At 73.4% G+C, this 18,611-nt stretch carries 19 protein-coding genes and 1 pseudogene; 15 read left to right on the top strand and 5 right to left on the bottom strand.

The window, feature by feature from the left end:
* Nucleotides 1–2 precede the first annotated feature (2 nt).
* From atpA to OVA32_RS09070, 5 genes are all read left to right on the top strand, one after another.
* Nucleotides 3–1,637, top strand: a complete 1,635-nt coding sequence (gene atpA, locus OVA32_RS09090; RefSeq protein ID WP_036334989.1) for a F0F1 ATP synthase subunit alpha — start codon at nucleotides 3–5, stop codon at nucleotides 1,635–1,637.
* 83 nt (nucleotides 1,638–1,720) lie between these two features.
* Entirely contained in the window at nucleotides 1,721–2,614 is an 894-nt protein-coding gene (locus OVA32_RS09085) for a F0F1 ATP synthase subunit gamma (RefSeq protein ID WP_041103232.1), read from the top strand.
* A 53-nt stretch (nucleotides 2,615–2,667) separates the two neighbouring features.
* On the top strand, nucleotides 2,668–4,125 hold the full coding sequence (gene atpD, locus OVA32_RS09080; protein WP_041103230.1) for a F0F1 ATP synthase subunit beta: 1,458 nt from the start codon (nucleotides 2,668–2,670) through the stop codon (nucleotides 4,123–4,125).
* Nucleotides 4,126–4,131: 6 nt separating this feature from the next.
* Complete coding sequence (locus OVA32_RS09075) at nucleotides 4,132–4,407, top strand: F0F1 ATP synthase subunit epsilon (RefSeq protein ID WP_036313044.1); 276 nt, start codon at nucleotides 4,132–4,134, stop codon at nucleotides 4,405–4,407.
* A gap of 34 nt (nucleotides 4,408–4,441) precedes the next feature.
* Nucleotides 4,442–4,831 carry a DUF2550 family protein gene (locus OVA32_RS09070; RefSeq protein WP_230259842.1) on the top strand — a complete coding sequence of 130 codons (390 nt, stop codon included), beginning with the start codon at nucleotides 4,442–4,444 and terminating at the stop codon, nucleotides 4,829–4,831.
* 14 nt (nucleotides 4,832–4,845) lie between these two features.
* On the opposite strand, the gene nucS is transcribed toward OVA32_RS09070, so the two are convergent.
* Nucleotides 4,846–5,541 (bottom strand): endonuclease NucS, encoded by a 696-nt coding sequence (gene nucS, locus OVA32_RS09065; RefSeq protein ID WP_041103228.1) that lies wholly within the window; start codon nucleotides 5,539–5,541, stop codon nucleotides 4,846–4,848.
* Between the two features lie 52 nt (nucleotides 5,542–5,593).
* On the opposite strand from nucS, the gene OVA32_RS09060 reads away from it, so the two are divergent.
* On the top strand, nucleotides 5,594–5,953 hold the full coding sequence (locus OVA32_RS09060; RefSeq protein ID WP_041103226.1) for a hypothetical protein: 360 nt from the start codon (nucleotides 5,594–5,596) through the stop codon (nucleotides 5,951–5,953).
* 33 nt (nucleotides 5,954–5,986) lie between these two features.
* Here the strand turns inward: OVA32_RS09060 and OVA32_RS09055 are convergent, their stop codons facing one another.
* A complete protein-coding gene (locus OVA32_RS09055) occupies nucleotides 5,987–7,309 on the bottom strand; it encodes an AI-2E family transporter (protein WP_041103224.1) in 1,323 nt (440 codons plus the stop codon).
* Between the two features lie 125 nt (nucleotides 7,310–7,434).
* Here OVA32_RS09055 and OVA32_RS09050 point away from each other — a divergent pair, with 125 nt between their 5' ends.
* The 5 genes from OVA32_RS09050 (at nucleotide 7,435) to OVA32_RS09030 (ending at nucleotide 13,053) form a co-directional block, all read left to right on the top strand.
* Nucleotides 7,435–8,391, top strand: coding sequence for a co-chaperone YbbN (locus OVA32_RS09050; RefSeq protein WP_225348405.1), 957 nt, complete (start codon nucleotides 7,435–7,437; stop codon nucleotides 8,389–8,391).
* Between the two features lie 64 nt (nucleotides 8,392–8,455).
* Nucleotides 8,456–9,280, top strand: a complete 825-nt coding sequence (locus OVA32_RS09045) for an ABC transporter ATP-binding protein (protein ID WP_041103221.1) — start codon at nucleotides 8,456–8,458, stop codon at nucleotides 9,278–9,280.
* Nucleotides 9,271–10,872, top strand: coding sequence for a hypothetical protein (locus tag OVA32_RS09040; RefSeq protein ID WP_060973991.1), 1,602 nt, complete (start codon nucleotides 9,271–9,273; stop codon nucleotides 10,870–10,872). Before OVA32_RS09045 ends, OVA32_RS09040 begins: the two co-directional genes overlap by 10 nt.
* Before the next feature lie 23 nt (nucleotides 10,873–10,895).
* Nucleotides 10,896–11,240 carry a DUF3039 domain-containing protein gene (locus tag OVA32_RS09035; protein ID WP_010079007.1) on the top strand — a complete coding sequence of 115 codons (345 nt, stop codon included), beginning with the start codon at nucleotides 10,896–10,898 and terminating at the stop codon, nucleotides 11,238–11,240.
* Complete coding sequence (locus tag OVA32_RS09030; protein ID WP_081097748.1) at nucleotides 11,233–13,053, top strand: DEAD/DEAH box helicase; 1,821 nt, start codon at nucleotides 11,233–11,235, stop codon at nucleotides 13,051–13,053. Before OVA32_RS09035 ends, OVA32_RS09030 begins: the two co-directional genes overlap by 8 nt.
* 55 nt (nucleotides 13,054–13,108) lie before the next feature.
* On the opposite strand, the gene OVA32_RS09025 is transcribed toward OVA32_RS09030, so the two are convergent.
* From OVA32_RS09025 to OVA32_RS09015, 3 genes and pseudogenes are all read right to left on the bottom strand, one after another.
* Complete coding sequence (locus OVA32_RS09025) at nucleotides 13,109–13,462, bottom strand: GNAT family N-acetyltransferase (protein WP_060973990.1); 354 nt, start codon at nucleotides 13,460–13,462, stop codon at nucleotides 13,109–13,111.
* Nucleotides 13,463–13,611: 149 nt separating this feature from the next.
* Nucleotides 13,612–14,295 carry an isochorismatase family protein gene (locus tag OVA32_RS09020; protein ID WP_036313018.1) on the bottom strand — a complete coding sequence of 228 codons (684 nt, stop codon included), beginning with the start codon at nucleotides 14,293–14,295 and terminating at the stop codon, nucleotides 13,612–13,614.
* A gap of 3 nt (nucleotides 14,296–14,298) precedes the next feature.
* Nucleotides 14,299–15,650: pseudogene (locus tag OVA32_RS09015) on the bottom strand (nicotinate phosphoribosyltransferase).
* A 64-nt stretch (nucleotides 15,651–15,714) separates the two neighbouring features.
* Here OVA32_RS09015 and clpS point away from each other — a divergent pair.
* Genes clpS through OVA32_RS08995 form a run of 4 tightly spaced genes read left to right on the top strand, consistent with a single transcriptional unit; the run spans nucleotide 15,715 to nucleotide 18,594 of the window.
* Nucleotides 15,715–16,077 (top strand): ATP-dependent Clp protease adapter ClpS, encoded by a 363-nt coding sequence (gene clpS, locus OVA32_RS09010; protein ID WP_002857236.1) that lies wholly within the window; start codon nucleotides 15,715–15,717, stop codon nucleotides 16,075–16,077.
* A gap of 8 nt (nucleotides 16,078–16,085) precedes the next feature.
* Nucleotides 16,086–16,853, top strand: coding sequence for a DUF2017 family protein (locus OVA32_RS09005; protein WP_036313009.1), 768 nt, complete (start codon nucleotides 16,086–16,088; stop codon nucleotides 16,851–16,853).
* On the top strand, nucleotides 16,850–17,782 hold the full coding sequence (gene murI / locus OVA32_RS09000) for a glutamate racemase (RefSeq protein ID WP_041103213.1): 933 nt from the start codon (nucleotides 16,850–16,852) through the stop codon (nucleotides 17,780–17,782). The genes OVA32_RS09005 and murI overlap by 4 nt, the downstream gene beginning before the upstream one ends.
* A complete protein-coding gene (locus OVA32_RS08995) occupies nucleotides 17,779–18,594 on the top strand; it encodes an MBL fold metallo-hydrolase (RefSeq protein WP_041103211.1) in 816 nt (271 codons plus the stop codon). Before murI ends, OVA32_RS08995 begins: the two co-directional genes overlap by 4 nt.
* Nucleotides 18,595–18,611: the final 17 nt, after the last annotated feature.

Raw genomic sequence — 18,611 nt, 5'->3', positions numbered from 1 at the left:
AGATGGCCGAATTGACCATCAACGCTGACGATGTCCGCAATGCCTTGAACGATTTCGCGGCATCGTACGAACCGTCGGGCACCGATCGCACCGAGGTCGGCCGTGTCATCTCCGCGGCGGACGGCATCGCTCGTGTGGAGGGTCTGCCCTCCGTCATGGCGAACGAGCTGCTGCGCTTCGAGAACGGCATCCAGGGCCTGGCCCAGAACCTCGACACCCGTGAGATCGGTGTCGTCGTCCTCGGCGAGTTCCAGGAGATCCGCGAGGGCATGGAGGTGCAGCGCACCGGCGAGATCCTCTCCGTCCCGGTGGGCGACGCCTTCCTGGGCCGTGTGGTGGACCCGCTGGGCCAGCCCATCGACGACCTGGGCCCGATCGAGGCCGAGGGCCGCCGTGCCCTCGAGCTGCAGGCGCCGACCGTGACCGAGCGCAAGTCGGTCCACGAGCCGCTGCAGACCGGCATGAAGGCCATCGACGCCATGATCCCGATCGGCCGTGGCCAGCGTCAGCTGATCATCGGTGACCGCCAGACCGGCAAGACCGCGATCGCCGTCGACACGATCCTCAACCAGAAGGCCAACTGGGAGTCGGGCGACGTCGAGAAGCAGGTCCGCTGCGTCTACGTGGCCGTGGGCCAGAAGGCCTCCACCATCGCCGGCGTCCGCGCCACGCTGGAGGAGCACGGCGCTCTGGAGTACACCACCATCGTGGCCTCCCCGGCGTCCGACCCGGCCGGCTTCAAGTACCTCGCCCCCTACGCCGGCTCGGCCATCGGCCAGCACTGGATGTACGGCGGCAAGCACGTGCTGATCATCTTCGACGACCTGTCGAAGCAGGCCGAGGCCTACCGCGCCGTCTCCCTGCTGCTGCGCCGCCCGCCGGGCCGCGAGGCCTACCCGGGTGACGTCTTCTACCTGCACTCCCGGCTCCTCGAGCGCTGCGCCAAGCTCTCGGACGAGATGGGCGCGGGCTCGATGACCGGCCTGCCGATCATCGAGACCAAGGCGAACGACGTGTCGGCCTACATCCCGACCAACGTCATCTCCATCACCGACGGCCAGATCTTCCTGCAGTCGGACCTGTTCAACGCCAACCAGCGTCCCGCCGTGGACGTGGGCATCTCGGTGTCCCGCGTGGGCGGCGCCGCCCAGGTCAAGGCCATGAAGAAGGTCTCCGGCACGCTGAAGCTGGACCTGGCGCAGTACCGCGACCAGCAGGCGTTCTCCATGTTCGCCTCCGACCTGGACCCGGCCACCCGCCGCCAGCTCGCCCGCGGTGAGCGCCTCATGGAGCTGCTCAAGCAGCCGCAGTACTCGCCCTACCCGGTCGAGGAGCAGGTCGTGTCCATCTGGGCCGGCTCCAAGGGCCACCTCGACGAGGTGCCGGTGCAGGACGTGCTGCGCTTCGAGCGCGAGTTCATCGACCACCTGCGTCGCCACACCTCCGTCCTGACCGACATCGCCTCCACCGGCAAGCTCGAGGACGGCACCGTGTCCGCGCTCGAGTCGGCCGTCGCCGAGTTCTCCAAGGGCTTCCAGTCCTCCGAGGACGGCGGCGTGCAGGCCGGCCACGAGGAGCACCGCGCGATCGAGCAGGACCAGGTCGCGCAGGAGCAGATCACCAAGCAGAAGCGCTGACCGCCGGTCGGTGAGGGAGCGGTCCGGCGTCGGACCCCACGGGGACGACGCCGGGCCGCCCTCCCGCCAGGGAAAGGACCACCATGGGAGCCCAGATCCGGGTCTACCGTCAGAAGATCGCGTCGACGTCGTCGATGAAGAAGATCTTCAAGGCGATGGAGCTGATCGCCACGTCTCGCATCACCAAGGCACGTGAGCGCGTCAGCGCGTCGCTGCCCTACGCGAACGCGATCACCCGCGCCGTCTCGGCCGTGTCGAGCCAGCACGACATCGATCATGTCCTCACCACGGAGCCCGAGAACCCGACCCGGGCGGCCGTGCTCATCATGTCCTCGGACCGCGGCCTCGCCGGCGCGTACTCCGCGAACGTGCTGCGCAAGGCCGAGCAGCTCCTCACCCGCCTCGGCGAGGAGGGCAAGGACGTGGACGTGTACGTCGTCGGCCGCAAGGCGCAGACGTACTTCGACTTCCGCGGCCGCGGCTACAAGAAGCTGTGGACCGGTCAGACGGACGCCCCCGTCGCCGAGCGCGCCGCCGAGATCGGCGAGGTGCTCGTGGATGCGTTCCTCACGGACACGGCGGACGGCGGCGTGGACGAGATCCACGTCGTGTTCACCGAGTTCGTCTCGCTCGTGAAGCAGAACCCCCACGTGGTGCGCCTGCTGCCCCTCGAGGTCGTCGAGGAGGAGGCCGCCACCGCCGAGGACGTGCTGCCGCTCTACGAGTACGAGCCGGACGCGGAGGAGGTCCTCGACGCGCTGCTGCCCAAGTACATCGAGTCGCGCATCTTCAACGCGATGCTGCAGTCGGCGGCCTCGGAGCTCGCCAACCGTCAGCGCGCCATGAAGTCGGCGGGCGACAACGCCACGAGCCTCATCAAGGACTACACCCTCCTGATGAACAACGCCCGTCAGGCCGAGATCACCCAGGAGCTCACCGAGCTCATCGCGGGCGCGGACGCGCTCAACAACTCCTGAGCCCGTTCGGGACTCACCAGACTCGCCATCCACACACGATAGAAGTGAGAGAGATGACTGCCACCATCACTGACCAGGGCACCGGGACCCCCACCGGCGGTGCCACCGGACGCGTGTCCCGCGTCATCGGCCCCGTGATCGACGCCGAGTTCCCGGCCAACGCGATGCCGGAGATCTACAACGCGCTGACCACCGAGATCGACTTCAACGGCCAGCGCCGCACGGTCACCTTCGAGGTCGCCCAGCACCTCGGCGACAACATGGTCCGCGCCATCTCCCTGCAGTCCACCGACGGCCTGGTGCGCGGCACCGACGTCGTGGACACCGGTGCCCCCATCTCGGTGCCGGTCGGCGACGCCGTGAAGGGCCACATCTTCAACGTGCTCGGCGAGACCCTGGACATGCCGACCTCGCAGCTGCAGGCCGAGGACCGCTGGCCGATCCACCGCCCGGCCCCGAACTTCGCGTCCCTCGAGGGCTCCACCGAGATGCTGGAGACCGGCATCAAGGTCATCGACCTGCTGACCCCCTACATCAAGGGCGGCAAGATCGGCCTGTTCGGCGGCGCCGGCGTGGGCAAGACCGTGCTCATCCAGGAGATGATCACCCGTGTGGCCCGCAACTTCGGCGGCACCTCCGTGTTCGCCGGCGTCGGCGAGCGCACCCGTGAGGGCAACGACCTCTGGGTCGAGATGGACGAGGCGGACGTCCTGAAGGACACCGCCCTCGTGTTCGGCCAGATGGACGAGCCGCCGGGCACGCGTCTGCGTGTGGCCCTGTCCGCGCTGACCATGGCGGAGTACTTCCGCGATGTGCAGAACCAGGACGTGCTGCTGTTCATCGACAACATCTTCCGCTTCTCGCAGGCCGGTTCCGAGGTCTCCACGCTGCTGGGCCGCATGCCCTCCGCCGTGGGCTACCAGCCGAACCTGGCGGACGAGATGGGTGTGCTCCAGGAGCGCATCACCTCGACCCGCGGCCACTCCATCACCTCGATGCAGGCCGTGTACGTCCCCGCGGACGACTACACCGACCCGGCCCCGGCCAACGTGTTCGCGCACCTGGACGCGACCACCAACCTGACCCGTGACCTCGCGTCCCGTGGCCTGTACCCGGCCGTGGACCCGCTGGCCTCGACCTCGCGCATCCTCGACCCGCAGTACGTGGGCCAGGACCACTACGACGTGGCCATCCGCGTGAAGCAGATCCTGCAGAAGAACAAGGAGCTGCAGGACATCATCGCGATCCTCGGTGTGGACGAGCTCTCCGAGGAGGACAAGATCACCGTGGGCCGCGCCCGCAAGATCGAGCAGTTCCTCTCGCAGAACACCTACACCGCCAAGCAGTTCACCGGCGTCGAGGGCTCCACCGTGCCGGTCAAGGACACCGTCGAGGGCTTTAAGGCCATCGCCGACGGCGACCTGGACCACGTCGCGGAGCAGGCCTTCTACAACGTGGGCGGCCTGGACGACGTCGAGCGCGAGTGGGCCAAGATCCAGGCCGAGGGCTGATCGATCATGGCTGAGCTCAACGTCGAGATCGTCTCCGAGGAGCGGTCCATCTGGTCGGGCGCCGCGTCGGCCGTGTCGGCGCGCACCGTCAACGGTGAGATCGGCATCCTCCCGGGCCACACCCCGATGCTCGCCGTCCTCGGCGACGGCGAGGTCGTGGTGCGGACCACGGACGGCGGCACCGTCACCGCGCAGGCCCGCGGCGGCTTCTTCTCCGTGGACCACGACCGTGTCGTGATCGCCGCGACGTCCGCCCGGCTGGGCGACGCCGCGGCGGCCTGACGCGGCGCGGCAGGACCTGACGGTGGAGGGCCCGGTGCTCATCGCCTCGGCGACCGTGGTGGCAGTCATCGTGCTGTCGGCACTCGCCCTGGTGATGCGGCGCCGGGCCCTCGCCCGTGTCACGGCCGCCTTCCCTGCGGTCCTGGAGCGGGAGGGCCCGGGGCGTGAGCGTGTGATCGGCGTGTACGACGAGTCCCGCCTGCGCCTCACCGGGGGCTGGCGCCTCTCGCGGGAGCGCTGGAGCGCGGACCGGAGCCGCCTGCAGATCGACCGCCTCCCGGCGGACGAGGCCGGCCGGGCCGTCCTGGAGCTGAGCGCCGGCACACGTCCGGTGCGCGTCGTCGTCGACCCCGACGACGCCGGCGCCCTGCGCGCCTGGAGCGAGGCGGGGCCGTCCGCGGCGTCGTCCTTCTGGCGCCGCTGAGCCCGCCCGGCGCCTCAGAACAGGCGGGACTCGGCGTCGTCCACGCCGCGCATCGCGTCGTAGTCGAGGGTGACGCAGCGGATGCCGCGGTCCTCGGCGAGGGTGCGGGCCTGGGGCTTGATCTGCTGGGCCGCGAACACGCCGCGCACGGGCGCCAGGAGCGGGTCCCGGTTCATCAGCTCGAGGTAGCGGGTGAGCTGCTCGACCCCGTCGATGTCCCCGCGGCGCTTGAGCTCGACCGCCACGGTGCCGCCGTCGGCGTCGCGGGCCAGGATGTCCACGGGGCCGATCGCCGTCATGTACTCGCGGCGCACGAGGGTGTGGCCGTCGCCGAGCAGGCTGATCTGCTCGGCCAGCAGACGCTGCAGATCCGCCTCCACGCCGTCCTTGACGAGGCCGGGGTCCACGCCGAGCTCGTGGGAGTCGTCCGCCAGGACCTCCTCGATGAGCACGATGAGCCGGTCGTCGGACTTCTTGGCCTGCACGCGCCAGACCTGCGTCACCCCCTGGTCGGCCTGGTCGGGGAAGGGCTCCTCCACGTGCAGGGTCGCGGGCGGCGACATCCAGTTGAGGGGCTTGTAGGAGCCGCCGTCGGAGTGCACCAGCACCGAGCCGTCCGCCTTCACCATGAGCAGGCGGGTGGCGGTGGGCAGGTGGGCGTTCAGGCGGCCCTCATAGGTCACGGAGCAGCGGGCAATGACGAGTCGCACCGGTCCATCCTAGGCGGACCGCGCCCACCGGCTCTTGTGCCAGCATGGAGGCATGCCCCGTTCGAACCGCCCCCGCCGCTCGTCCGCGCCTCGGCGGAGCGAGCGCGGGGCCTCCGGCGCCTCCCGGCGGTCCCGGCCGTCGCCGGGGCGCGCCGACCCGCTCGAGGAGCTCCTCGGCCTGGACGCGGGCTACTCGCGCCAGTCCGGGTCCGACGGCGGATGGCACGTCCGGCAGATCCCCGCGTGGCGCGCGGTGAAGGACTACACGTGCCCCGGCTGCGGTCAGGTGATCCGGCAGGGCCAGGCGCACCTCGTGGCCTGGCGCGCCGACTGGATCATGGGGGATGAGGACGCGGGGGCGGACCGGCGGCACTGGCACCCGGTGTGCTGGCGCACCCGACCGGGCCGCTGACCGCGCGGTCCGGGCCGCGCCGCCGTCGTGGGCCTACCGGGCGTCCTGGCGGGGGATGAAGACCTCGCGGACCAGCAGCAGCAGCGCGGCGGCGAGCGGGATCGCCATGAGGGCGCCGAGGACGCCCAGCAGCGCGCCACCGGCGATCACCGCGATCACGGCCACGGCCGCCGGCACGGACACCGCGCGCGCCATGACACGCGGCGAGATGACGTAGGCCTCGATCTGCAGGTAGACGAAGTAGATGGCCGCGAACACGGCGGCGGTCTGCCACGAGGTCAGCAGGCTCACGAGGGTCAGCAGCGTACCGCCGATCGCGGCGCCCACCAGCGGGATGAACGCCATGAAGGCGGCGATCGCGGCGAGCAGGACGGCGAAGGGGGCGCCGGCGATGGCCAGCGCCGTGAACGCCACCGCGCCGTTGAGGGCGGCCACGAAGGACTGGCCCATCACGTAGTGGCCGACCGAGGAGGTGATCTGCTCGGACAGCGCCTCGATCCGGGGCCGGCGCGAACGCGGTGCGAGCCGGTAGGCCCAGTACTTCATGTGCGGCAGGGAGGAGAGGAAGTACAGCGTCAGCACGACCACCACGAGCACCGAGAAGACGGCGTTCAGCACGGTCTGGCCGAAGCCGAGGAGCCCGCCGAACAGGTCGGTGACGGCGACGCCGTCGGCGGCGAGGCGCTCGGTCTGGGCGCGAACGGCCTCCTGGAGGTGGAACTCCTCGTCGAGTTGCACGAACCACTCGGCGGTCATCACCCCGTCGATGATGGCCGGCAGGTCCTGGACCAGCTGCGTGGACTGCTCGATCACCGTGGGGACCAGGAGGGCGACGAACGCCCCGGCCACGGCGGCCAGGCCGAGCGCGGCCGTGAGCACGCCGACCCAGCGGGGCGCGCCCCAGGACTCGACCCGGCGCACCAGCGGATCCAGGCCCAGGGCGATGAACAGGGCCGCGGCGATCCACACGATGAGGTGTCCGTTCGTGCGCAGCACCGAGACGACGCCGATGGCCAGGGCCACGCCCACCGCGAGCAGGAAGCCGGTCAGCACGGGGGACTCGAGAGCCACGGCCGCGACCGCCGGATCCTCGGCGCCGTCGACGGGGACCGACTCGGGGTCCACCCGGTCCTCCTCGAGGAAGGGTCGGCGCCGCCGCAGGACGGAGCCCAGGCGGGGCAGTCGACGACGCCCGGCGGGCGTCGGCCCGTGCGACGGCGGCGCGGCGGCCACCCCGACCGGCTCCACGGGGATGCCGGCCACGGGCGGCTGCTCGGTGCCCTCGGGCTCGGCCGGGGCGCGGACGTCGGCGACGCCGGCGGCGTCCGGGCCGGATGCGGTCTCCTTCTCCTCCACGCGCTCAGCGTACGTCAGGGCCCCGGCCTGACCGCGCCACGCCGGGGAGGCTACCGTGGGGCGCAGTGACAACGCCCCTCGCGCCGGCGACGGGGCGGACCCGGACCGGAAGGATCGTGACCGACGTGACCGCCCAGCCCCCCTCCGACGCCCCGTCCCACCTGCGCGGCGCCGTCGACCTGTCCTCGCTCGGCACCCCGGCCCCGGCCGGGCGGACCGCGCCGGGGGCCGACGCCGGCGCCGGCGGCGGCTCGTGGGTGATCGCGGACGCCGACCAGGGTCTGCTGCAGCAGCTGGTCCAGCTCTCCGCCCAGGTGCCGGTGCTGCTGCACCTGCACGTGCCCGGGGACGCGGCGAGCGAGGCGCTCTACCGGCAGTTCGCGGACGCGGTCGACGCCCAGGCGGGACGGCTCGTGCTCGCGCGTCTGGACGTGGCGAAGGAGCCCGCCGTGCTGCAGGCGCTCGGCCTGGGGGCCGGCCCCGCGGTCATGGCCGTGGTGGCGGGGCAGCCGGTGCCGCTGGTCAATCAGGAGGTGCCGGAGGAGACGCTGCGCCAGCTCATGGGGGAGATCCTCGAGGTGGCCCGTCAGAACGGCGTCGCCGGCACCGTGCCCCCCGTCGCCCCGGCGCGCCAGGACGCCGACGCCGCGGCCGCGGAGGCTCCGCCCGTGCCGCCGCTGCACCGGGCCGCCCATGAGGCCCTCGCCGCCGACGACCTGCCCGGGGCCGTCTCGGCGTGGGAGGCGGCGCTGGCCGACAGCCCCGCGGACGCCGTGGCCCAGCAGGGCCTGTCCGCGGCCCGCCTCATGCTGCGCACCCGTGACGCCGACGCTGCGGCGGTGCGCGCGGCCGCCGCGGACGGCCCGGACGACGTCGCCGCCCAGCTCGCCGTCGCCGACCTGGACGTGCTCGGCGGCCACGTGGAGGACGCCTTCGCCCGGCTCGTGCGGTTCATCGCCCTCCACCCCGGCGACGACCGCGAGACGGCACGCGCCCACCTCGTGGACCTCTACACCGTGGTGGGCACGGACGATCCCCGTGTTCAGGCCTCGCGGCGTCGGCTGGCCGCAGCGCTGTTCTGAGGGACCCACGGTTCATCCCTGAGGAGGACGCCGTGTCCGCCTGACGGTGGGTAACGTCCCAGGCATGACTCCGCATGCGCCCGAGCCTGCCCCCACCCACCTCGCGGCCGCCGCCCGTCGGCGTGCGGCCGACGCCCCCGATCCGGGCCTCGCCCTCGTCACACGCGGGCTGACCCAGCGGTTCGGGGACAAGCTGGCGCTGGACGCACTGGACCTGGACGTCCCGGCCGGATCGTTCTTCGGGGTGGTCGGGCCCAACGGGGCGGGCAAGACCACCGCCCTGTCGATGGCCACCGGTCTGCTGCGCCCGGACCACGGCCGCGCCTGGATCCACGGCGTCGACGTGTGGGAGCAGCCCCTCGAGGCCAAGCGACGGGTCGGCGTGCTCGCCGACGGCGTGCGGACCTTCGACCGCCTCACGGGCGCGCAGCTCGTGACCTACGCCGGGCTGCTGCACGGCCTCGACGCGGACACCGTGGCCGAGCGGACCGCGGACCTGCTGCGGGTGATGGACCTGGCGGACGCCGGCCGCAAGCTCGTCGCCGACTACTCCGCCGGCATGACCAAGAAGGTGTCCCTGGCGGCCGCCATGGTCCACGCCCCGGACCTGCTCGTCCTGGACGAGCCGTTCGAGGCCGTGGACCCGGTCTCCGCCGCGAACATCCGGGACATCCTGCACTCGTACGTGGAGCGGGGCGGCACCGTGATCGTCTCGAGCCACGTGATGGACCTCGTCCAGCGCATGTGCACCCACGTCGCCGTGATCGCGGCCGGGACCCTGCGGGCCGCCGGCACGCTCGAGGAGGTCCGGGACGGGCGCGACCTCGAGGACCGCTTCGTGGACCTCGTCGGCGGCCGCCACGGCTCGGAGGGGCTGACATGGCTCTGACGCTCGTCCGACTGCGCTGGACGCTGACCCTGAACCAGTGGCGCCGGTCCCCGTTCACCCTGGTGATGAGCGTGCTCGGCGCGCTGTACGTGCTCGGCATGGCCGCCGTGGCGGTGACGCTGCTCGTCACGGGCCTGCCCGCCCTGCCGGACGAGGCCCGCGGCGCCACGACCGTGCTGGCCGCCGCCGTCGTGGTGCTCGCCTGGCTCGTCATCCCGCCGTTCGTCACGGGCGTCGACGCCACGCTCGACCCGCACAGCTTCGTGCTCTTCCCCGTCCCGGCCCGCACCCTCATCGCCGGGCTGGTCCTGAGCGCCTTCACGACGCCGGTCGGGCTCGCCACGCTGGCCGTGCTGGTGGGCCTGGGGGCCAGCTGGTGGGACCGGCCGGCCGCGCTGGCGGTGGGCCTGGTCGGGGGCGCGCTCACCGCGGTGACCGCCGTGGCGATCGGCTCCGGTCTCGCCGGCCTCCTGGCCGCCTACGCGAGCCGGCGTCGGGTGCGGGACGTCGTCTCCGTCCTGCTGTTCATCCCGCTCATGCTCGGCGGCCTCGCCCTCTCGCGGGCCATCGCGTCGTTCGAGGACTTCCTGGCGATCGCGCCCCAGATCGCCCGCGGCGCGGCGTGGACCCCGTTCGGGGCGGGCCCCGCCGCGGCGTGGGCGGTCGCCGAGGGCCGCGGCGCCGCCGTCGCGCTCCACCTCGCGGTGGCGGCCGCCTGGTGCCTGGCCGCCCTGGCCCTGTGGCACCTGGCCGTGCGCCGCACCGTGGAGCCGGTGGCCGTGGGCGGCGGTCGGTCCCGCCGCGTCGCCGCGGGAGCGGACCCGACGCCGCTGCGCTGGCTGGGCCGACCGGCCACGGGCCCGCGCACCGCGATCGCGGCCCGCGCCCAGCGCTACTGGCTGGCTGACCCGCGGTACGCGGCCGGGCTCATCATCATCCCGCTCATGGCCGTCCTGCTGTGGTTCACCGGGGGCATGGCCGGGGAGGGGGGTCCCGGACTGGGCCTGCTGCTGGTCCTCGGGCCGATCACCGCCTGGTCCCTGGCCTACTCGATCTCCGCGGACATCGCCTACGACCACACGGCGTTCCACCTGCACGTCGTCTCGGGCGTGCGGGGCGTGGACGACCGCTGGGGCCGGGTCCTGGGCCTGGCGGGCTGGGGCGTGCCGATGATCCTGCTCGTGACGACGGCGACGGTGGCGGCGGCGGGGGACTGGTCCCTGCTGGCGCCGATGCTGGGCCTGGCCCTCGGCCTGTTCGGGACGACCGCCGGGCTGTCCGCGTTCGTCTCCGCCCGCTTCGTCTACCCGGTCCCGAAGCCGGGGGACAGCCCGTTCGCGACGCCGCAGGGCGCGGCCATGCGCACGATGCTCGTCCAGGGCGCCGCGATGCTGGTCAGCCTGGCGCTCGCGGTGCCGTTCCTGGTGCCCTTCGTCGTCCGGCTCGCCACCGGGGCCGCCGTGTGGGGCTGGGTGACGGTGGCGCTCGGGCTCGCGTGGGGCGCCGTCGCGCTGTGGCTGGGCGTGCGCCTGGGGGCGCGCTGGTACGACCGCGCGCAGGCCGAGACCTACCAGGCCGTGGCCGCCTTCTGAGGGGCGCGGCTAGACTGGCCCGCATGAGTGTGACCGGCGAACCCGACCTGAACGACCCCTTCGCGCCCGCCGGCGGCGGCACGTCCGTCCTCGAGCGTGAGGAGCTGCGCCAGGAGATCGAGCCGGGCGACCACGAGCGCTTCGCCCACTACGTCCGCAAGGAGAAGATCACGGAGTCCGCCGTCACCGGTGCCCCCGTGATCGCCCTGTGCGGCAAGGTGTGGGTGCCGGGCCGGGACCCGAACAAGTTCCCCGTGTGCCCCACGTGCAAGGAGATCTACGAGGGCCTGCGCGAGCCGCAGGACGGCGGCGACGGCGACGGCGGCGGCAAGCGCGGTGGCTGGTTCGGAGGCCGCGGCCGTGGCTGACGGCCGCTCCCTGACGAGCGGCACCCCGGACGGCAGCGTCCAGCACGACCTGTTCCACATCGGCGAGGACCTTCCCCCCGCCATGCCCGAGCGCGCGGCGTGGGGGACGGCCCCCAAGCTGCGCCAGTGGCAGCAGGAGGCGCTGGAGCGCTACCTCCAGACCGCCCCGCAGGACTTCCTGACGGTCGCGACCCCCGGCGCGGGCAAGACGACGTTCGCGTTGCGCGTGGCCAAGATCCTGATGGACTCCGGCGTCGTGCAGCGGCTGACCGTCGTCGCGCCCACGGACCACCTCAAGCGCCAGTGGGCGGACAACGCCGCGCGCGTCGGCATCGCGATCGACCCGAACTTCAAGAACGCCGACGGGCGGCACGGCGCCGAGTACCGCGGGGTGGCGCTGACGTACGCCCAGGTGGCGAACAAGCCCGTCCTGCACCGCAACCGCACCGAGGCCGCCAAGACGCTGGTGATCCTGGACGAGATCCACCACGGCGGCGACGCCCTGAGCTGGGGCGAGGGCATCCGTGAGGCGTTCGAGCCGGCCACGCGGCGTCTGTCCCTGACCGGCACCCCGTTCCGCTCGGACACCGCCTCCATCCCCTTCGTCCGCTACGAACTCGGTGCGGACGGCATCGAGCGGTCGAAGGCGGACTACACGTACGGCTACGGCCCGGCGCTGCGGGACCACGTGGTGCGCCCGGTGATCTTCATGGCCTACTCCGGGCAGATGCGCTGGAAGACCTCCACCGGCGAGGTCATGGAGGCTCAGCTCGGCGAGGCCGCCACGAAGGACATCACCGCCTCCGCCTGGCGCACCGCGCTGGACCCGGCGGGCGAGTGGATCCCGTCCGTGCTGCGCGCGGCCGACCGGCGGCTCAGCGAGGTGCGCCGCAACGTGCCCGACGCCGGCGGTCTCGTGATCGCCACGGACCACCAGGACGCGCGCGCGTACGCCGCGCAGCTCGAGGCGCTGACCGGCCAGCGGCCGGCCGTGATCCTCTCGGACGACAAGGGCGCCTCGGATCGCATCGAGGAGTTCGCCGCGTCGGACGAGCGGTGGATGGTGGCGGTGCGCATGGTGTCCGAGGGCGTGGACGTGCCCCGCCTGTGCGTGGGCGTGTACGCCACGTCCACGTCCACGCCCCTGTTCTTCGCCCAGGCCGTGGGCCGCTTCGTGCGCTCCCGCCGGCGTGGGGAGACCGCCTCGGTGTTCCTGCCGTCCGTGCCCGCGCTCATGCTGCTGGCCAACGAGATGGAGCTCGAGCGGGACCACGCGCTGGACCGCAAGGAGGGCGCCGTCGAGGTCGAGGACCTCGAGGACGCCCCCGAGGAGGACCTCATCGCGGAGGCCAACCGGGCCGAGAGCGGCTCGGACGCGCTGACGCGGGAGAAGTTCGAGGCCCTCGAGTCCCGGGCGAGCTTCGACAAGGTGCTCTTCGACGGCGGCGAGTTCGGCCTCGGCGGCGCCGTCGGCTCGGAGGAGGAGCAGGACTTCCTCGGCATCCCGGGCCTGCTGGACGCCGAGCAGGTCTCCGCCCTGCTGCGGCAGCGGCAGGCCGAGCAGATCCAGCGCCGGCCGCGTGCGCAGGCGGCCGAGCCCGCCGACGTCGTGGACCACCGGCGGATGAAGGAGCTGCGCTCCGAGCTGTCCAAGACGGTGTCCGCCTGGGCGGCCCGTTCCGGCCAGCCGCACGGGGTGATCCACAACCGCCTGCGGGAGATCTCCGGCGGCCCCGCCGTGGCCCAGGCCTCCCGCGAGCAGCTGGAGAAGCGGCTGAGCACCCTGCGCGGGTGGTTCGTCGGCCGGACCTGAGGTCCGTCGGGAGCGCGGCGGGCGCCCGCGGGCCGTGCCGACCTGAGCGCCGGGTTCAGCCGTCCCGGGACTGGAAGCGCACGAAGGCGCGCAGCTCGTCGCCCTCCACGTCACGGGACTCACGGAATCCATGGGCCTCGTAGAAGGCGCGCTGGCGCTCCTCGGTGTCCGTGAGCAGCACGTGCTGACGCACATGGCCGAACCGGGCGAAGATGCGGCGCAGCAGCTCGGAGGCGATGCCGCGGCGCTGGTGCCCCGGATCCACGAGGATGTCCTGCAGGTAGGCGATGGTGTGGCCGTCGGAGACCACGCGGGCCAGACCGACCAGACGGCCGCCGTCGGCGGCGGGGATCACCCCGGAGAGGTAGCGGATGCCGTCCCGGTCTGCGGCGATGGGGGAGTCGGTCATGGCTGCTCTCCTCGTCTGCGTCGGGCACCGGCTCCGGCACGCCCGCCGGGGCCGCGTGCCTCCATCATGCCGCATCGAGTGACATTCGTCACTGTCTCGGCGTGCGGCGCCTCAGAGGCGACGCCGGTGCCGCTCGGGGCCGAACCCGCTCACGAGGTCGCCAGGATGGCCCCGGCGGCCTCCATCTCGTGGAGCGCGGCCTGGGCGGCCGCCTCGTCGACGCCGGCCACCAGGTCGGTCAGCACGGTGACCTCGTAGCCGGCGTCGAGGGCGTCGAGCACGGTGGCGCGCACGCAGTGGTCCGTGGCGATGCCCACCACGGTGATCGCGTCCACGCCCTGCTCACGGAGCCACTCGTCGAGGCCGGGGGCGCCGGACTCGACGGCGGCCGCGGCCACGGCGGTGGCCCCGTACGGGCCGACGGTCCCGGAGGGGCGCTCGCCCGCGGCCCCGGTCGGGACGGCGTCGGGCTCGCCGAGGGCGCCGTCGAAGCCGGAGTAGGCGTCCGTGTGCAGGCCCTTGAGGAACTCGGCGTCGAGGTGCTCGGCGTCCAGGTCGGGATGCAGCTCGGCGCCGGCGGTGCCGGCCACGCAGTGCACCGGCCAGGTGGTGCGGAAATCCGGCTCGGCGCCGGTGGCCGCGGCGAAGTGCGTGCCCGGGTCGACGTGCCAGTCGCGCGTGGCTGCCACGGACGCGTAGGCGTCCGCGTGCTCGGCCAGGTGCTCGCTGACCCCGGCCGCGACGGCGGCGCCGCCGGTCACGCCGAGGGCGCCGCCCTCGCAGAAGTCGTTCTGCACGTCCACGATCACCAGGGCGCGGTTCAGGTTCTCCATGGGTCAGTCCTCCAGGAAGATGGTCGGGATGGCGGGGTCGCCCGGCTGCAGGCGGCCCACCGAGGCGGGCAGCTCGCGCAGGGAGGCGGCGTGCCGCTCGGCGGCGCGGGTGACGGCCTCGGGGCCGGTCCAGCCCTCGGCCAGCTCGCCGGCGTGCACGAAACGGTGCAGCAGGGGACGGTCGTCGGCGTCGGGCGCGGCGCCGCGGTTGACGCCGATCACCTCGGCGGTGGCCCGGCCCCGCGGGTCGCGGCGGCGCGCGGCCTCCTTGCGGCCGCCCCGGCTGGCCTTGCCGGAACTGGCCTTGGCCACGTCCACCCACGTGCCGTCGTCGTCCTGGCGGGCCACGAGCTTGTAGACCATGGAGGCGGTGGGCGCGCCGGACCCGGTGACCAGGCGCGTGCCCACGCCGTACGAGCTGACGGGGGCGGAGCGCAGGGCGGCGATCGCGTACTCGTCCAGGTCCGAGGTGACCATGATCCCGGTCTCGGTGTTGCCCAGCTCGTCGAGCAGCTCGCGCACGCGGTGAGCCTGGATCACGAGGTCGCCGGAGTCGACCCGGACGTTCCGCAGGGCCGGGCCGGCAACCTCGACCGCGGTGCGCACGCCCTGCTCCACGTCATACGTGTCCACGAGGAGGGTGGTGTCCGCCCCGAGCGCGGCGACCTGGGCCTCGAAGGCGGCGCGCTCCGAGTCGTGCAGCAGGGTGAAGGAGTGGGCGGCGGTGCCGACGGTCGGGATGCCGTACCGGCGGCCCGCCTCGAGGTTCGAGGTGGCGGTGAAGCCCGCGATGGCCGCGGCGCGGGCGGCGGCCACGGCAGACTCCTCGTGCGTGCGGCGCGAGCCCATCTCGGCGCACGGGCGGCCGTCCGCGACGGCCGTCATGCGGGAGGCTGCGGAGGCCACGGCGGAGTCGTAGTTGTAGATGGAGAGCAGGTAGGTCTCCAGGATGCACGCCTCGGCGAACGTCGACTCCACCTGCAGGAGGGGGAGTGCGGGAAGTAGGCCTCGCCCTCGGCGTAGCCCACGATGTCACCCGTGAACTCGTAGTCGGCGAGCCAGGCCAGCGTGGCGTCGTCGAGGGCGGTGGTGTCCGCGAGGAAGTCGAGCTCGGGCGTGTCGAACCGGAAGCGGGACAGGCCCTCCAGCGCGCGGCCCACGCCGGCCACCACGCCGTAGCGGCGGCCGCTGGGCAGGCGTCGGGTGAACAGCTCGAAGCGGGAGCGGCGGTGCGCGGTGCCGGCCTTCAGCGCGGCCTGGAGCATGGTCAGCTCGTAGTGGTCGGTCATCAGCGCCGTGGGGATCTGCCAGTCGTCGGCGGTCCGCGGGGCGCTGGGCACGGGGTTCTGGCTCACGCCCCCACCCTAGTGGACCGTGGCGGGGCCGGTCCTGGCCCGCCCGCCTCGTACACTGGGGCGCATGTCCGTGCTGACCCGCCACGATCCGTCCGCGCCGCGCGCCGTGCGTCCGGCGCCGGGTGAGTCCGTCCCCGCCGGCGCCACCGACACCGCCCTGCTGGAGCGGCCTCACGAGGACACAGCCCGGGACCGGCCGTGGAACGTGGTGGTGTGGAACGACCCGGTGAACCTGATGAGCTACGTGGCCTACGTGTTCCGCACCCACTTCGGCTACTCCGCGGCCAAGGCGCAGCGGCTCATGCTCGAGGTCCACGAGCGGGGCCGGTCCGTGGTGGCGACGGGCACCAAGGAGAAGGCCGAGCTGCACGTGGGCGCGATGCACGGCTACGGGCTGTGGGCCACGCTGGAGCAGGCGGAGGACTGAGGAGGGGCATGGCAGAACGGTTCCGCTGGACGCGGCGGGGGTACACGGCGCAGCTGGAGCTGCCGGAGGTGCGCCTGCTGCGCGGGCTGGTCAGGGACGTCGTCGCCCTGCTCGAGGGCCGACGCGCGGACGTGCGCCCCGCCGAGGCGGACCCCGCCGAGGCCCCGGCCGCCGAGGACGGCGTCGACACGCCCGAAGATCCCCCGGCGGCGCCGCCGTCCGTGTCCGCCGCGCAGGACGCGGGCCCCGTGGCCGGGCTGGACGCGTCCGACGCCGCGTTCTGGGGGCTGGTCTCCGGGCTGCACCTGAGCCAGGACCCGGAGCCGCAGCGTTCGGCCCCCACCGACCCGGCCGTCGCACGCCTCCTGCCGGATGCGATGCCCCAGGCCGGCGCCGCCGAACAGGGCGCCCACCGGGCCCTGACCGAGGACGCCCTGTCGGAGGGGAAGCTCGCGGACGCGCGCCTGGCACTCGAGCTGCTGCGCTCGACGCGCGTGGAGGTCCCGCACGACCAGGCGCCGGCCTTCGGCCGCGCGCTCAACGACGTGCGCCTCGTCCTCGCGGCCCGCCTGGGCGTCGAGACCGAGGAGGACGCCGCCCGCGTGCACGCCGTGGACGACTGGCGCAGCGCGGAGGACGTCGAGTCCACCATGGCCCTGCTCTACAACTTCACCTCGTGGCTGCTGGAGACGCTCATGACGGAGATGCTCAGCGAGCTGCCCGAGGGCTCGGACGAGTCCGCGCCGGGCGCCGGGGACGCGGAGGGCGAGCAGTGAGCGGCCAGCGCGCCGCCGTGGACGCCGCCGCGCCGATCGGCGTGTTCGACTCGGGCGTGGGCGGGCTGACCGTGGCCCGGGCGATCATGGACCAGCTGCCCCACGAGTCCATCCTCTACGTGGGCGACACGGAGCACTCGCCGTACGGCCCGCGGCCCATCGCCGAGGTACGGGCCCTCGCCCTGGCGATCATGGACGAGCTCGTCGCGCGCGGCGTCAAGGCGCTCGTGATCGCGTGCAACTCCGCGTCGGCCGCCGTGCTGCGCGACGCCCGCGAGCGCTACACGGGAGGCCACGGCATCCCCGTGATCGAGGTGATCCAGCCCGCCGTGCGCCGCGCCGTGGCAGCCACCCGCACGGGCCGGATCGGTGTGATCGGCACCGAGGCGACCGTCGGGTCCCGCGCCTACGAGGACTCGTTCTCGGCCGCCCCGCACCTCGAGATCACCTCGGTCGCGTGCCCGCGGTTCGTGGAGTTCGTGGAGGCCGGCATCACCACCGGCCCCGAACTGCTGGAGACCGCCCGGGAGTACACGGCCCCGCTGCGTGCGGCGGGCGTGGACACCCTCGTGCTGGGATGCACCCACTACCCGCTGCTGACCGGCGCGCTCTCCCTCGTGATGGGGGAGGACGTCACGCTCGTCTCCTCCGCGGAGGAGACCGCCAAGGACCTCTACCGGGAGCTGGTCCGCCTCGGCCTCGAGCACCCCCACTCGGCCGCGGGCTCCGGCCAGGCCACCCGCCACCGCTTCGCCGCCACCGGCGACCCCGACCACTTCCAGGCCCTCGCGCGCCGCTTCCTCGGACCCGAGGTCGAGTCCGTGCGACGCCTGGAGACGATCGGCGCGCCCCGCCCCGCGGCCGCGCCGGTCCCGACGCGCTCGGCGGCCTCCGTCCGGCCGGGCCCCGAGCAGGAGGGTGTGACGTGAAGCTGACCATCATCGGGGCCTCCGGGTCCTTCCCCGGCCCGGGCTCGCCCGCCTCGTGCTACCTCCTCACCGCCGAGGGCGTGGCCGAGGACGGCGTCACCCCGCGCACGTGGCGGATCCTGCTCGACCTCGGCAACGGCGCCCTCGGCGTGCTGCAGCGCTACGTCGAGCTCGAGGACCTGGACGGCATCCTGCTCTCCCACCTGCACCCGGACCACTTCATGGACCTGTGCGGGATGCACGTGGCCATCCGCTGGAACCCGGCCGGCTGGGGACGCGGCCGGCTGCCCGTCTACGGACCCGCCGGCACCGCCGACCGCATCGCCGAGGCGTACGGGATGGACCCCGAGCCGGGGATGCACCAGGACTTCGAGTTCCGGTGCTGGGCCGCCGGCCGCCCCGAGCGGCTCGGTCCGTTCCGGTTCACCCCGGTCCCCGTGCGCCATCCCATCGACGAGGCCTACGCGATCCGGGTCGAGGTGGACCGCGTCGACGACGACGGCGACGTCACCACCCGCGTGCTCACCTACTCCGGGGACACCGACGCGTGTGAGGGGCTCGTCGAGGCCGCGCGGGACGCGGACGTGTTCCTGTGCGAGGCCGCCTTCCACGAGGGCCGGGACGACGGCATCGACGGCGTCCACCTGACCGGCCGACGGGCCGGCGAGACGGCGGCGCAGGCCGGGGCCCGGAAGCTGCTGCTCACACACCTGCCGGTGTGGAACGATCCGCAGCGCGCCGTCCAGGAGGCCCGCGCGGTGTACGACGGCCCGCTGGCCGTCGCCGTCTCGGGGCTGAGCTACGGCGTCTGAGGGCGTGCCTAGACTGG

The organism is Micrococcus sp. SL257, assembly GCF_026625585.1.
Classification (GTDB): domain Bacteria; phylum Actinomycetota; class Actinomycetes; order Actinomycetales; family Micrococcaceae; genus Micrococcus; species Micrococcus luteus.
Note: the sequence above shows the minus strand (reverse complement) of the source record. Positions and strands in the feature narration are given on the sequence as shown.

Bases quoted from the DNA above. Each gene is read 5' to 3' on its own strand.
- OVA32_RS09025 (WP_060973990.1), bottom strand. From the start codon at position 13,462: ATGACCGACTCCCCCATCGCCGCAGACCGGGACGGCATCCGCTACCTC.
- OVA32_RS09035 (WP_010079007.1), top strand. From the start codon at position 10,896: ATGAGTGTGACCGGCGAACCCGACCTGAACGACCCCTTCGCGCCCGCC.
- clpS (WP_002857236.1), top strand. From the start codon at position 15,715: ATGTCCGTGCTGACCCGCCACGATCCGTCCGCGCCGCGCGCCGTGCGT.
- OVA32_RS09005 (WP_036313009.1), top strand. From the start codon at position 16,086: ATGGCAGAACGGTTCCGCTGGACGCGGCGGGGGTACACGGCGCAGCTG.
- OVA32_RS09020 (WP_036313018.1), bottom strand. From the start codon at position 14,295: ATGGAGAACCTGAACCGCGCCCTGGTGATCGTGGACGTGCAGAACGAC.
- OVA32_RS09085 (WP_041103232.1), top strand. From the start codon at position 1,721: ATGGGAGCCCAGATCCGGGTCTACCGTCAGAAGATCGCGTCGACGTCG.
- OVA32_RS09060 (WP_041103226.1), top strand. From the start codon at position 5,594: ATGCCCCGTTCGAACCGCCCCCGCCGCTCGTCCGCGCCTCGGCGGAGC.
- OVA32_RS09075 (WP_036313044.1), top strand. From the start codon at position 4,132: ATGGCTGAGCTCAACGTCGAGATCGTCTCCGAGGAGCGGTCCATCTGG.
- atpA (WP_036334989.1), top strand. From the start codon at position 3: ATGGCCGAATTGACCATCAACGCTGACGATGTCCGCAATGCCTTGAAC.
- OVA32_RS09045 (WP_041103221.1), top strand. From the start codon at position 8,456: ATGACTCCGCATGCGCCCGAGCCTGCCCCCACCCACCTCGCGGCCGCC.
- OVA32_RS09040 (WP_060973991.1), top strand. From the start codon at position 9,271: ATGGCTCTGACGCTCGTCCGACTGCGCTGGACGCTGACCCTGAACCAG.
- atpD (WP_041103230.1), top strand. From the start codon at position 2,668: ATGACTGCCACCATCACTGACCAGGGCACCGGGACCCCCACCGGCGGT.